We start from the raw sequence: 14,193 nt of genomic DNA on the forward strand, positions 1-14,193 counted from the left end.
GATGACCGCAGCAGTTCCCGTTCCGATGACCGCCGCTCCAGCGGTGGCAGCGATCGTGGCGGCTACCGCTCCGATGACCGCCGCTCCAGCGGTGGCAGCGATCGTGGCGGCTACCGCTCGGACGACCGCCGCTCCAGCGGTGGCAGCAGCGACCGTGGCGGCTACCGCTCCGATGACCGCCGCTCCAGCGGTGGCAGCAGCGACCGTGGCGGCTACCGCTCGGACGACCGCCGCTCCAGCGGTGGCAGCAGCGACCGTGGCGGCTACCGCCCTTCGGGCACCGGCCGCGATGACCGCAGCAGTTCCCGTTCCGATGACCGCCGCTCCAGCGGTGGCAGCAGCGACCGTGGCGGCTACCGCTCGGACGACCGCCGCTCCAGCGGTGGCAGCAGCGACCGTGGCGGCTACCGCGCCGATGACCGCCGCTCCAGCGGCGGCCGTGATGACCGTGGTCCCCGACGTTCGGACGACCGGCCCCGTGGTGGCGCCGGCCGTCCTCAGGACGACGACCGTCGTGGGGGTCCCCGACTGACGCCGAAGTCCCCCCGCAAGCCCGAGCCCGCGATCCGTGAGGGCGTCACCGGCCAAGAGGTCGACCGTGGCGTCAAGAACCAGCTGCGCACCCTGTCCAAGGAGAACGCGGAGGGCGTCGCTCAGCACCTCGTCATGGTGGCCGAGCTGCTCGATGTCGAGCCCGAGGCGGCCCTGGCGCACGCCGAGACCGCTGTGCGCCGCGCCGGACGCGTTCCGGCTGCGCGGGAGTCCCTGGGTCTGGTCGCCTACCGCCTCGGCGACTGGGCGCGTGCGCTGGGCGAGTTCCGCACGGTGCGCCGGCTGTCCGGATCGAGCCATCTCCTGCCGCTCATGGTCGACTGCGAGCGGGCGCTCGGACGCCATGACAAGGCGCTCGAGCTCGCTCAGTCGGACGACGCCAACACCCTGGCCATCGACGACCGGGTGGAGCTCGCGATCGTCGTCTCCGGCATCCGCCGCGACCTCGGACAGCTCGATGCCGCGGCCGCCGGCCTCAGCGACCTCGTCAAGCGGATCAACCCGAACCGCCCGTCGGCGGCGCGCCTCTACTACGCCTTCGCGGACGCCAAGCTCGCAGCCGGCGACCTCGAGGTCGCGCGTGACTGGTTCGCCCGTGCCGCCGATGCGGACCACGAGCTGACCACGGACGCGGCCGAGCGGCTCGAGGAGCTCGACGGCGTCGATGTCACCGACCTGCTGGGCGACGAGGACGATGACGAGGCCATGTCGGCCGAGGACGCGGACGACAGGAACTGAACGCCAGCACGCGAATCGGGCCCGACCGGCAAGGTCGGGCCCGTTCTGCGTTCCGGACGAGCGGCGCCGGGGTCGTGCCGTGACCGTAGGGTCGTGGCAAGGAAGGTGACATGGACGTGCACGAGAGCGACGAGCCCCTGATCGCGGGCTATGACTCAGTGGTCTGCGACCTGGACGGTGTCGTCTATCGCGGCGCCGACGCGGTGCCCGACGCCGCCGAGTCCCTCCAAGGCCTGGTGGCTCGTGGGGTACGGGTCGTCTACGCCACGAACAACGCGTCGCGCGTCCCGGCCGAGGTGGCCGAGCAGATCGCCGGCGTAGGAGCGCCGGCCACCCCTTCTGACGTCGTGTCGAGCGCCCAGGCCGGAGCGGCCCGGCTCGCCGAGGTGCTCGACCCCGGAGCTTCGGTGCTCGCTCTCGGCGGTGACGGAGTCGACGCTGCCCTGCGGGACGCTGGCCTCCTGCCCGTCTCCCCGGGAGCCTCGGACCGCGAGCTCGAGGGCGTCTCGGCCGTGCTCCAGGGGTACGGCAGACAGCTGCGGGTGCGTGACTTCGAGACGGCGGCCCGGCTGCTGACGACGGGGCTCGTCTGGGTCGCCAGCAACGACGACGCGACCTTGCCGCTGCCCTGGGGGCAGTCGCCGGGCAACGGTGCCTACATCGACCTGTTGGCCACTGCTGTGCAGCGGCGCCCAGACGTCGTCGGCAAGCCGCATCCTCCGCTCTACCGGCTCGCGCTCGAGCGCCTCGGCACGGACCCCGCCAGGACGCTCGCGGTCGGGGACCGCCTGGGCACCGACATCGTCGGCGCGCAGGCGGCCGGTCTCGACTCGGCGTGGGTCCTGACGGGTGTCGACCGCCCCACCGACCTCGTGGCGGGCTCGGCGTCCCCGACCTACGTCCTTTCCTCGCTCGCCGACCTCCTGCGTCCGTATGCCGTGCCGACTCCGGACGCGGACGGGTGGCGGTGCGGGGGCGCCCGGGTCTCACCCGGCGCCGACGGGCTGCGCATCGAGCAGGACGGCGCGGCCGCCATCGAGGTGGTCCGAGCCGGCCTGGCCGCCCTGCGGGTCCTGCGCGACGAAGGTGGCACGGCGGAGCAGCTGCGCAGGGGAGCCGAGATGCTCGAGAGAGTGCTCGACGATGCCGGACCGACTCCTCTCCGTTGAGGTGTCGGCGCCGCCCACCCGGTAGCGTGACCGCAGCAGACCAACCACGGGCACGGAGGCAGCATGTTCGGCGACAGCGACGCTCGACGCGAGGACCTCGTGACAGGCGAGCCGTCCGCGCCTGAGAACGAGCCTGAGAACGAGCCTGAGAACGCGTCCTGGTCGGACGCCGGGGACCTCGGCCACGGCGGAGACGACGACGTTGCCTCCGCTGAGATCCCCACGCCGCCGGTCACCGGCGACGAGGCCGTCGACGAGGCGATGATGCGCCTGGCCGAGTCTCAGGCCGGGTCCTTCGCCGAGCGCATCGAGGCGGGGGAGCACGCCCACCGCAGCCTGCAGGGCCGCCTCGGCGGTCTCGGTGGGGCGTGACGCGTCGTCTCGACGTCGAGCTCGTTGCGCGCGGTCTGGCCAGGTCACGCACCCAGGCCCATGAGCTCGTCACCGGGGGAGCGGTCCTCGTCGACGGCAAGCCGGCCCGCAAGCCCGCTCTCCCCGTCGAGGAGTCGTCGACGGTCGAGCTGACCCGGGAGCCGGACCGGTGGGTGGGGCGCGCCGCTCTCAAGCTGCTGCACGCCCTGGAGACGTGGCCGGTCCGCGTCGAGGGGCGACGCTGCCTCGACGTCGGCGCGAGCACGGGCGGCTTCACCCAGGTGCTCCTCGAGCGAGGTGCCGCGCACGTCACGGCCCTCGACGTGGGCCACGACCAGCTCGTCCACTCGATCGCCACGGACCCGCGCGTGCGCGACCTGCCCGGCACCAACATCCGCGACGCCGACGTATCGGGTATCGGTGGCCCCTTCGACCTCGTGGTCTCCGACCTCAGCTTCATCTCCCTCCGGATCGCCCTGCCGGCCATGCGTCCCCTCGTCACCGACGACGGCGACCTGGTCGTGCTCGTGAAGCCACAGTTCGAGGTCGGTCGTGAGCGGCTCGGTCGCTCCGGCGTGGTCACCTCGGCGCACGAGCGCCGGCGGGTGCTGAGGGAGGTGGCTGGTGTCGTCGCCGACCAGGGCCTGCACCTGCACGGCGCCACTGCCAGCCCGATCGCCGGTGGTGACGGCAACCGCGAGTTCCTCTTCTGGCTGGCACCGAGACCCGTCCCGGGGGCATCCGTGACGGCCGTGGATGACATGCTGGGGGCCATCGACCTGGAAGGAGCCCCGTGACGCGCCGGATCCTGCTCGTGGCCCACCCGAGGCGCCCCGAGGCGCTGACGGTCGCCAAGGGCGTCGTCCAGCGTCTCACCCACCTCGGCATCGACGTGTCCCTGCAGGCCGACGAGGCGAAGGCCCTGGACCTCAAGGACAGCTCGCGCGTGCACATCGGCGCCGAGGAGCAGGTGGCCGAGGGGTGCGACCTCGTCGTGGTCCTCGGCGGTGACGGCACGATCCTGCGAGGCGCCGAGTTCGCCCGCAGCGTGGACGTGCCGCTGCTCGGCGTCAACCTCGGGCACGTGGGCTTCCTCGCCGAGGCGGAGCGCGACGACCTCGACGCCACGGTCGAGCACATCGCGAGCAACAACTACGCCGTCGAGGAGCGCATGACGCTCCATGTCGACGCCAAGCTGCACGGTGACCTCATCGCGACCAGCTGGGCCCTCAACGAGGTGAGCGTCGAGAAGGCCTCACGCGAGCGCATGCTCGAGGTCACCATCGAGGTCGACGGCCGGCCGCTGTCGAGCTGGGGCTGCGACGGCGTCATCGTGTCGACGCCCACGGGCTCGACGGCATACGCCTTCTCGGCCGGTGGACCGGTCGTGTGGCCGCAGGTCGAGGCGATGCTCCTCGTGCCGAGCGCTGCTCACGCGCTCTTCGCCCGGCCGCTCGTGCTCGGGCCCGACACGCATCTCGCCGTGGAGATCAAGGCGGCCACCGAAGGGGCCGGCGTCATGTGGTGCGACGGTCGGCGACACGTCGACCTGCCCCCGGGGGCCCGCATCGAGGTGCGCCGAGGGTTGCGACCCCTGCGCCTCGCCCGCCTGACCAGCGCACCGTTCACCGACCGGCTCGTCGCCAAGTTCGACCTGTCGGTCGCGGGCTGGCGCGGCAACGGCGACGGCGTCGCCCCCGTGGACGACGTCGCCGGCGGTGAGGGTGCTCGGCCCTAAGGTGGTCCCGTGTTCAGCCAGATGAGGATCCGTGGGGTCGGCGTCATCGACGACGCCGTCCTCGACCTGAGCCCGGGGCTCAACGTCCTCACCGGCGAGACCGGCGCCGGCAAGACCATGGTCGTTTCGGGCCTCGGCCTGCTGCTGGGCGAGCGCGCCGACTCCGGGCTCGTGCGCAACGGCTCGTCCTCGGCGCTCGTCGAGGGCGTCGTCCAGCTGCCCCTCGGCCACCCGGCCCTCGTCCGGGCCGATGAGGCGGGCGCGGACCACGAGGACGGCGAGCTCGTCATCGCCCGCACGATCGCTGCTGCCGGGCGCTCGCGCGCCCACGTCGGCGGACGCACCGCCCCCGTCTCGGTGCTCGCCGAGCTCGGGCAGATGCTCGTCGCCGTGCACGGCCAGGCTGACCAGTGGCGGCTCAAGCAGGGTGACGCCCACCGGGAGGTCCTCGACGACTTCGGCGGCCCGGAGGTCACCGTCCTGCGCGAGCGCGTCGCCGACCTCTACGACGGCTGGCGCGACTCCGCCCGCGAGCACGCCCGACTCGTGTCAGAGGCCCGCGAGCGCGCCCGCGAGATCGACTCGCTCACGGCGTCGCTCGAGGAGATCGAGGCAGTCGACCCCCAGCCCGGCGAGGACACGATGCTGCGGGCCGAGGACGAGCGGCTCGCGCACGCCGACACGCTTCGGCTGGCTGCCGCGCAGGCCCTCGCCGACCTCAGCGGCGACGAGTACGCCGCCGACCCGGCTCCCAACGTGCGCGACCTCATCGGGGCGGCGCGGGGGGCGCTCGCCCCGGCGACCTCCCACGACCTCGCACTGGCAGGTCTCGACGAGCGGCTCCACGAGGTGGGCACGCTGGTCACGGACCTCTCGGCCGACCTGACGGCATACCTCCAGGACGTCGACCTCGACCCCGAGCGCCTCGGCTACGTGCAGGAGCGCCGGGCGGCCCTCGGGGTGCTCACGCGCAAGTACGGCGAGACCGTCGACGAGGTGCTCGAATGGTCCGGTCGCGCCGCCGCCCGTCTCGACGAGCTCGTGACCGCCGACGACCGGGTCGAGCGGTTGGGCGCGGAGGTGGCCGAGCTCGAGGCTGCCGTCGTGGCCGCGGCCGTGGCCCTGTCCGAGGCCCGTCGCGCGGCTGGGGAGGACTTCGGGGTCAGGGTGTCCGAGGAGCTGGCCCACCTGGCCATGGGCAAGGCCGTCGTGCACGTCGAGCTCGGCCGTCGCGCCGACCCCGACGGCATCGCGCTTCCCGGCGGGGAGCGTGTCCGGCTCTCGCGGCACGGCATCGACGACGTCGAGATCCTGCTCGCTGCCAACCCCGGTGCCACGCCGCGCAGCGTGGCCCGTGCGGCATCCGGCGGGGAGCTGTCGCGCGTCATGCTCGCTCTCGAGGTGGTGGGCTCGCGAGGCGCGTCCGGCGAGACCGCGAGCGGTCCGCCCACGTTCGTCTTCGACGAGGTCGACGCCGGCGTCGGAGGTCGTGCGGCTCTCGACGTCGGCGCGCGCCTGGCGGCTCTCGCCGAGCATGCCCAGGTCATCGTCGTCACGCACCTGGCTCAGGTCGCCGCGTTCGCCGACCGACACCTCGTGGTGCACAAGGCCGACGACGGGCGCATCACCTCCAGCAGCGTCTCCGTCGTCGACGGGGACGCCCGGTTGCGCGAGCTCTCGCGAATGATGGGCGGTGACCCGGACTCCGAGGCCGGTCTGGCGCATGCCGGTGACCTGCTCGAACAGACCGGTGGCGCGCGGACCGGCCAGCGCCGGCGCTGAGACGTGCCGGGCTTCACGGTGTCCGGCCCCGGGGTCGGGGTCGTGCTCGTCGCGCACGCGGACCGATGGGCTCGGGCAAGCGAGGGCGTGGCACGATTGGGGCCATCATGGCCCTCTCCATCCGTCGTCCCCGTGCGCGGGACTCCGGTCCCGGCGTCAACGGCAGCGCACGCGTCGACCGCCGGACCAAGACGCTGACCAAGCGCCTGCAGCCCGGTGACATCGCCGTCATCGACCACTCGGACCTCGACAAGGTCAGCGCCGACGCGCTCGTCGCGGCGCGTCCTGCCGCGGTGGTCAACGCCAGTGCCTCGATCAGTGGTCGCTACCCCAACCTCGGCCCGCAGATCCTCGTCGAGGCCGGCATCCCGGTGCTGGACGCGGCCGGTTCCGAGGTGATGGCTCTTTCCGACGGCCAGGCGCTCCGCCTCGACGGTCCCGACCTGTGGTCGGGCGAGACCAAGGTGGCGACGGGCACGCCGCTCGACGCCCAGGCCGTGCAGGCCCAGATGCACGAGGCGCGCGCCGGTCTCGCCGTCCAGATCGAGGCGTTCGCGACCAACACGATGGAGTTCATCCGCAAGGAGCGCGACCTGCTCCTCGACGGCATCGGCGTGCCACCGATCACCACCGAGATCGACGGGAGGCACTGCCTCATCGTGGTGCGCGGCTACCACTACCGCGAGGACCTCGAGGCGCTGCGACCCTACATCCGCGAGTACCGTCCCATCCTCGTCGGCGTCGACGGCGGGGCCGACGCCATCCTCGAGTCCGGTCACAAGCCCGACCTCATCGTCGGCGACATGGACTCGGTCTCCGACAAGGCACTGCGCTGCGGCGCCGAGATCGTCGTTCACGCCTACCGGGACGGGAGGGCCCCGGGGCTGGCCCGCGTCGAGGCGCTCGGGATCGCTCCGGTCGTCTTCCCTGCCGCGGGCACGAGCGAGGACGTCGCGATGCTCCTCGCGGACGACTCCGGGGCCGAGCTCATCGTCGCCGTCGGCACCCACGTGACCCTCGTCGAGTTCCTCGACAAGGGCCGTGACGGCCAGGCCTCGACCTTCCTGACCCGCCTGCGCGTCGGCGGCAAGCTCGTGGACGCCAAGGGCGTCAGCCAGCTCTACCGCGCCAGGATCCCCGGTCGCCTGCTCGTGACCATGCTGCTCGTCGGCATGTTCGCCTTCGTCGCGGCCCTCGCGTCGACCCCTGCGGGCCAGGCATGGCTGCAGGTGCTCGCCGCGCGGTGGGACGACCTCTGGACCGCCATCGTTGGGATCTTCACGTGATCGACTTCCGCTACCACCTCGTCTCGATCATCTCGGTGTTCCTCGCGCTCGCCGTGGGCATCGTCCTCGGAGCCGGTCCGCTGCAGGCCAACCTCGGTGACCAGCTCAGCGACCAGGTCGCGGCGCTGCGCACCGAGAAGCAGGCCCTCAACGACAAGCTCACGGTGAGCGAGAAGCTCGTCGATTCCTCCGACGAGTACGCAGCAGCCGTCCAGCCGCGAGTCGTCCGTGGCCGCCTGACGGGCCACCGCGTCGTCGTGCTCGTCATGCCGTCCGCCGACGGCACCATGGTGAGCAACCTCGAGGCGGTCGTGCCGCAGAGCGGGGCGGCTCTCGCCTCGACCGTGACGATCAGCCCCGACTGGTTCGACCCGAGCCAGACAGCCGACCGGGGCCAGGCGGCCCGTGAGGCGGCGACCGCGCTCGGGCTCAGCTCCACCGCCACCGGCGACTCCCTCCTGCTCGAGGTGCTCACCGAGCTCACGGTCTCGACGACCGCGACCGTGACCGGCACCTCGGCGCAGCGCTCCGCCGCGCTCAAGGTGCTCGTCGACGCGAGCCTGCTCGACAGCACGGTGGCCGACTTCGCGCCCGGGGACCTCGCCATCGTCGTGTCCGGCGACTACGCCGGCACGGACTCCGTCGTCACCGCACGGTCCGACGCCATCCGGTCCCTCGTCACGTCCCTCGCCGGGTCGTCCCGGGCCACCGTCGTGGCCGGGGGCGAGACGCTGGCCGCAGCAGGCCAGGCCGCCACCTCCAACGCGGTGCAGGCGGTCCGCGAGAAGTCCGAGACCGCCCAGCTCGTCTCCACGGTGGACCATGCCCGGGCCGGCGAAGGTCCAGCGACGGTGGTGCTCGCGATCGAGGGCGCCCTCGACGAGAAGGTCGGTCACTACGGTGTGTCCGCGGGGGCGACCGCCAAGGTGCCCCGGGTGCTTCCGTGACGCACCACCCCCGCCCTGCGGGGTCCGCCGCCGCGACGGTCGCCTCCCTCGTCGGCTCCGCAGCGACGTCCTGGGCGCTGCTGCGGCTCGGGCGACGCCTGCCGCCACGGGTGCGGGACCCGTGGGAGCGCACGAACCACGCAGGAGCCGCCGTCACCCTCCTCGAGGGTCCGGCCTGGGTCGGAGGAGCTGTGGCGGGAGCCGCTATGGGTGCCGCCGTCGCGCGCGCCGCGTCTCGTCCTGCTGGCGTGCACGCCCGGGGATCCGCCAGTGCCACGGCGGTCGTCGCTCTTGCGGCCGGGGCGCTGGGGGCTCTCGACGACCTCGTCGGGGGAGCGGCGGACAAGGGGCTCAGGGGCCATCTGCGCGCGCTGGGCCGGGGTGAGGTCACCACCGGAGCCGTGAAGATCGTCGGCCTCGCCGCGGCCGGGCTCGTCGGTGCGGCTCTCGTCGACGTGCGCGGCATCCAGCGACTCGGGACGTCCAGGACGGCCGGGCGATCCGACGCCGCCCGCGTGGTGTCCACGATGGTCGGCGGTGCGGTCGTCGCGGGAGCGGCCAACGCCGTCAACCTCTTCGACCTGCGGCCGGGACGAGCGCTCAAGGTCACCGTCGCCGCGGGACTCCCGATGGTGAGCGGTGCGGCCGGTGGGCTGGCGGCGGCCGCGGCGGTCGGGTCCGGCCTCGGCGTCGCCCGTGACGACCTGGCCGCATCCTCGATGCTCGGCGACACCGGCGCCAACGCGGCGGGCGCCCTCCTGGGGCTGGCCCTCCTCGAACGCACCGGCCTCGTCGGGCGCACGGTCGCCCTCGCGGCCCTCGCCGCGCTGACCCTGGCGTCCGAGCGGGTCAGCTTCACCCGGGTCATCGAGGCCCACCCGGTGCTGCGCCGTATCGACGAGTGGGGCCGGGAGTCCCGATGAGCGCCTCTGGGACAACGAGCCGATCCCCTTCCCGCCGTGGGCTGTTCGCCGCTGCGGGCACCATCGCCGTCATCACGCTCGTCGCACGGGTCGTCGGTTTCGGACGATGGTTCGTCTTCTCGCACTCCGTCGGCGCCACCTGTGTCGGGAGCGTCTACCAGTCGGTCAACGCCGTCCCCAACGTCCTCTTCGAGATCGCGGCCGGGGGCGTGCTCGCTGCCGTCGCCGTGCCCCTCGTCGCCGGCGCCCTCGCGCGTGGCGACCGGGGAGGTGCCGACGCGACCGCGTCCGCGCTGCTCACCTGGGCGGTCGCGGTGCTCGTGCCGCTCGGCGTCGTCGTCGCGCTCGCAGCACGTCCGATCGCCGGCGCGCTGCTGGGGACCGGGTGCGCGGGAGAGGTCGCTCTCGGCGCCGACCTGCTGAGGATCTTCGCGGTCCAGGTCCCGCTCTACGGCGTGGCGATCGTCATGGCAGGCGTGCTGCAGGCCCACCACCGGTTCGTCGGCGCCGCGCTGGCGCCGCTGTTGTCGAGCGTCGTCGTCATCGCGACCTACCTCGCCTACCGCACGCTCGCCGTCGATCCTGCAGCCACGATCGACGAGATCCCGCCCAGCGCCCTCGTCGTGCTCGGCGTCGGCACCACTCTGGGCGTCGTCGCCCTCGCGCTCCCGCTCCTCGTGCCGGTGCACCGCGCCGGCGTGCGGCTGCGTCCGCGCCTGCGCTTCCCGGACGGTGTCGGCAGCCGGGTGCGTGTGCTGGCCGCCTCGGGCCTCGTCGCCGTCGCTGGGCAACAGGTCGCCACCCTCGTCGTCATCCGCCTGGCGAACGACCGCGGCGGCGCCGGCACCCTCAACGTCTACACCTACGCCCAGGCCGTCACGCTGCTGCCGTATGCCGTCCTCGCCGTCCCGCTCGCGACCGCCGCGTTCCCGTCGTTGGCCGGCGCGCACGCTGCGCGAGCGGAAGAGGCTGCGAGAGGCCACGAGCCCTCGCACGGGCAGGACGCCCGTGACCTCGCGGGCTCCACGCTGCGACGGGCGTGGCTCGCGACCCTGGTCGTGACGCTCATGGGTGCCGCGACGCTCGTCGCGGTCGCCGTCCCCGTCGGCACGTTCTTCAGCGCGCTCGACGTCGGTGCCGGGAATGACGCCTCGCTCGAGACCCTGGCCGCGATGGGCGACGCGGTGACGCTCTTCGCCCCGTCCGTCATCGCCCTCGGCGTCATAGGGCTCCTCTCGAGGGCGTCCTACGTGCGTGGGTCGCCCCTCGTGGCGGGTGGCCTCGCGGCGGCGGGCTGGGTCGGCACCGTCGTCGTGCCGCTCATCGTGCTCGACTCCTCCGGCGCCGGCGGCCCCGACACCCTGCGAGCGCTGGCCATCGGCTCCAGCACCGGTCTCGCCGTCGGGGCCTCGCTGCTCGTCGTCCTCGTCGGACGCACCTGGGGTTGGCACGCCCTCGCCCTGCCGGTCCGTCCGCTCGCCGCGGCGCTCGTCGGAGCTGTCGCCGGCGCCGCGGCCGGACGCGGGATCGCGTCGTGGCTGTCGATGCGTGGGGTCGGGCAGTCCGTCGGCTCGAGCATCGCCTCAGGGTTCGGCGCCGGCGTGGTGGCCCTGCTCGTCATGGTGGGGCTGGCCGTCGCGATCGACCCGTCCGTCGTGAAGCGGGTGAGGCGGCAGCGACGAGCTCCCGCCGCAGCGGACGTGGTCGCATGAAGGTCCTCATGGTGCTCGGCCGGTCGGCCGGCGGGATCGGTGCGCACGTCGACAGCCTCGTGACCGGCCTGCGCGAGCTCGGCCACGACGTCCAGATCGTCACGGCGGACTCCACGGCGCAGACCTTCGGCTGGCCCGACGCGCACCGCCTGTGGCCCGTCCACCACGGCTCACGCGCCCCTCGTGGGCTCGTGGACTGGCACCGCGTCATGCAGCTCGCGGGCGCGGTCGACGTCGTGCACGCCCATGGACACCAGGCGGCCGTCGTCGCCGCCGTGGCCGTCGCTCGGGCCCGGCCGCGGCCGCGGCTCGTCGTGTCGCTCCACAACGACCTGCCACGGACGTCACCGAGCCCGTCCAGCCCGTCCAGCGCGCCGTCCCGGTCGAAGGCCTCCTCCTCGGTCTCGCGGGCGCAGGCGGCGGTCGCACGCCACCTGCTCGCCAGGTCCCTCCGTCGCGCCGACCTCGTGACGGGGGCGAGCGCCGACCTCGTCGAGCTCGCGGAGTCGCTCGGCGCCCGCAGGACCGAGCTGGCCCTGGTGCCGTCGGCGGCCGTCGTCGACCTCCTGGCGTCCGAGCGCCTGACGCCGCCCGAGCGCGACGCACTCCTCCGCGAAGCCGGCGTGCCGACGGACCGACCCCTCGTGCTCACCGTCTCGCGGATCGCGCCGCAGAAGGACCTGCCGACGCTCGTGGAGGCCGCCCGGCTCTCGCGCGTGCCTGCGACGTGGCTCGTCGTCGGTGACGGTGACGAGCGGTTGCGCGCCCGCCTCGAGCAGGAGGCGGACGGCATACGCCGGCGTGGTGGGGACGGCCCGGTCGTCCGGTTCGTGGGAGCCCGCACCGACGTGAGCGCGTGGCTGCGGGCCGCCGACCTCTTCGTGCTGACGAGCCGTTGGGAGGCTCGTGCGCTCGTCGTCCAGGAGGCCATGGCAGCCGGTCTCCCCGTCGTGGCCACCCGGACCGGTGGCCTGCCCGACCTCGTCCGCGACGCGGGCTCCCTTGTCGCCGTGCGCGATCCATCCGCCGTCTCCGCCGAGGTGGATCGCCTCCTCACCGACCCCGAGGCGAGGGCCAGGTTGGGTGCCACCGCGCGTACCGTCGCCGCCGGCTGGCCCACTCCCGACGACGAGACGCGCCGATGGGTGGACCGCTACGCCACGGACGCCTCCGGGATGACGTAGACTCGAAGCCCGTGGTGGAAACGACGAAGCACATCTTTGTGACCGGGGGCGTTGCCTCCTCTCTCGGCAAGGGCCTGACGGCCTCGAGCCTCGGACGACTTCTCAGATCGCGTGGCCTGCGGGTCACGATGCAGAAGCTCGACCCTTACATCAACGTCGATCCTGGGACGATGAACCCGTTCCAGCACGGCGAGGTCTTCGTGACCGACGACGGGGCGGAGACCGACCTCGACATCGGTCACTACGAACGCTTCCTCGACGTGAACCTCGTCGGCAGCGCGAACGTGACGACCGGGCAGGTGTACAACCACGTCATCGCCAAGGAGCGTCGTGGTGAGTACCTCGGCGACACCGTCCAGGTCATCCCGCACATCACCAACGAGATCGTCGCCCGCATGCGCGCCCTCGCCACCGGAGGTCCGGACGCCCCGGACGTCATCATCACCGAGATCGGCGGCACGGTCGGCGACATCGAGTCGCTGCCCTTCCTCGAGGCCGCGCGTCAGGTGCGCCACCTCATCGGCCGCGACAACAGCTTCTTCCTGCACGTCTCGCTCGTGCCCTACCTCGCGCCGAGCGGTGAGCTCAAGACGAAGCCGACCCAGCACTCCGTCGCCGCGCTGCGGCAGGTGGGCATCCAGCCGGATGGCCTCGTGCTGCGGGCCGACCGCGACATCCCCGACCCGATCAAGCGCAAGATCTCGCTCATGTGCGACGTCGACGTGACCGCGGTCGCCGCGTGCGTCGACGCGCCCAGCATCTACGACATCCCGAAGGTGCTGCACCGCGAGGGTCTCGACGCCTACGTCATCCGGCGCCTCGGCCTCGGCTTCCGCGACGTCGACTGGACCGAGTGGGACCAGCTCCTCGAGCGGGTCCACGACCCGGAGCACGACATCGAGATCGCGCTCGTCGGCAAGTACATCGACCTGCCCGACGCCTACCTCTCGGTCACCGAGGCCCTCCGGGCCGGCGGCTTCCACCACGACGCCAAGGTCAACATCCGCTGGGTCGCCAGCGACGAGTGCCAGACCCCGGCAGGGGCCCAGAGGGCGCTGGGCGGCGTCGACGCCGTCCTGGTCCCCGGCGGCTTCGGCGTGCGTGGCATCGAGGGCAAGCTCGGGGCCCTCACGTGGGCCCGCGTGAAGCAGGTGCCGACTCTCGGCATCTGCCTCGGGCTGCAGTGCATGGTCATCGAGTACGCCCGGACGGTGCTCGGCAACGAGGACGCCAGCTCGACCGAGTTCGACCCCGACACCGAGCACCCCGTCATCGCCACGATGGAGGAGCAGAAGGCCTTCGTCGAGGGCGCCGGCGACCTCGGCGGCACGATGCGCCTCGGTCTCTACCCCGCCGCCCTCAAGGACGGCAGCGTCATCCGCGCGGCCTACGGCGAGGCCGAGGTGCAGGAGCGCCACCGCCACCGCTACGAGGTCAACAACTCCTACCGCGCCGACCTAGAGAAGGCGGGCCTCGTCTTCTCCGGCACCTCGCCCGACGGCAGCCTCGTCGAGTTCGTCGAGCTGCCGCGCGACGTCCACCCCTACTACGTGTCGACGCAGGCGCACCCCGAGTTCCTCTCGCGCCCCAACCGCGCCCACCCGCTCTTCGCGGGACTGGTCGGGGCCGCCCTCGAGCGCCAGCGCAGCGAACGCCTCGTCGAGGTGGAGCGCCACCGTGCAGCAGTCGACGCCGGGCAGTCGACGGACGGCCGGGACCCCGCCGAGCGCGACGCGGGCGACGCGTACGCCACGGTGTCCTCGTCCGGTGCCGGCACGGACGTCGACTGA

Annotated in this window: 12 protein-coding genes; all 12 read left to right on the forward strand. The window is 73.1% G+C overall.

The features are described 5' to 3' along the window. A partial coding sequence (locus ABD831_RS12830) for a tetratricopeptide repeat protein (protein ID WP_344946949.1) occupies positions 1–1,290 on the forward strand: 1,290 nt, incomplete at its 5' end. Positions 1,291–1,400: 110 nt separating this feature from the next. Next, positions 1,401–2,459: an HAD-IIA family hydrolase gene (locus ABD831_RS12835; protein ID WP_344946952.1), complete on the forward strand. Its 1,059-nt coding sequence runs from the start codon at positions 1,401–1,403 to the stop codon at positions 2,457–2,459. A 63-nt stretch (positions 2,460–2,522) separates the two neighbouring features. Then, positions 2,523–2,831, forward strand: a complete 309-nt coding sequence (locus tag ABD831_RS12840; RefSeq protein ID WP_344946955.1) for a hypothetical protein — start codon at positions 2,523–2,525, stop codon at positions 2,829–2,831. Then, entirely contained in the window at positions 2,828–3,628 is an 801-nt protein-coding gene (locus tag ABD831_RS12845; RefSeq protein WP_344946958.1) for a TlyA family RNA methyltransferase, read from the forward strand. Before ABD831_RS12840 ends, ABD831_RS12845 begins: the two co-directional genes overlap by 4 nt. Then, positions 3,625–4,569 carry an NAD kinase gene (locus ABD831_RS12850; RefSeq protein ID WP_344946961.1) on the forward strand — a complete coding sequence of 315 codons (945 nt, stop codon included), beginning with the start codon at positions 3,625–3,627 and terminating at the stop codon, positions 4,567–4,569. The genes ABD831_RS12845 and ABD831_RS12850 overlap by 4 nt, the downstream gene beginning before the upstream one ends. Before the next feature lie 9 nt (positions 4,570–4,578). Then, positions 4,579–6,351 (forward strand): DNA repair protein RecN, encoded by a 1,773-nt coding sequence (gene recN / locus ABD831_RS12855; protein ID WP_344946964.1) that lies wholly within the window; start codon positions 4,579–4,581, stop codon positions 6,349–6,351. A gap of 107 nt (positions 6,352–6,458) precedes the next feature. Further along, positions 6,459–7,637, forward strand: a complete 1,179-nt coding sequence (gene steA, locus ABD831_RS12860) for a putative cytokinetic ring protein SteA (protein ID WP_344946967.1) — start codon at positions 6,459–6,461, stop codon at positions 7,635–7,637. Further along, complete coding sequence (locus ABD831_RS12865; protein WP_344946970.1) at positions 7,634–8,584, forward strand: copper transporter; 951 nt, start codon at positions 7,634–7,636, stop codon at positions 8,582–8,584. Before steA ends, ABD831_RS12865 begins: the two co-directional genes overlap by 4 nt. Beyond that, positions 8,581–9,507, forward strand: coding sequence for a hypothetical protein (locus ABD831_RS12870; protein WP_344946973.1), 927 nt, complete (start codon positions 8,581–8,583; stop codon positions 9,505–9,507). Before ABD831_RS12865 ends, ABD831_RS12870 begins: the two co-directional genes overlap by 4 nt. Continuing rightward, complete coding sequence (gene murJ, locus ABD831_RS12875; protein WP_344946976.1) at positions 9,504–11,219, forward strand: murein biosynthesis integral membrane protein MurJ; 1,716 nt, start codon at positions 9,504–9,506, stop codon at positions 11,217–11,219. The genes ABD831_RS12870 and murJ overlap by 4 nt, the downstream gene beginning before the upstream one ends. Continuing rightward, on the forward strand, positions 11,216–12,403 hold the full coding sequence (locus ABD831_RS12880) for a glycosyltransferase family 4 protein (protein ID WP_344946979.1): 1,188 nt from the start codon (positions 11,216–11,218) through the stop codon (positions 12,401–12,403). Before murJ ends, ABD831_RS12880 begins: the two co-directional genes overlap by 4 nt. Further along, on the forward strand, positions 12,361–14,193 hold the full coding sequence (gene pyrG, locus ABD831_RS12885) for a CTP synthase (protein WP_344946982.1): 1,833 nt from the start codon (positions 12,361–12,363) through the stop codon (positions 14,191–14,193). The genes ABD831_RS12880 and pyrG overlap by 43 nt, the downstream gene beginning before the upstream one ends.

The sequence above is a fragment of the Terrabacter ginsenosidimutans genome (assembly GCF_039539425.1).
GTDB classification, from domain to species: Bacteria; Actinomycetota; Actinomycetes; order Actinomycetales; family Dermatophilaceae; genus Terrabacter; species Terrabacter ginsenosidimutans.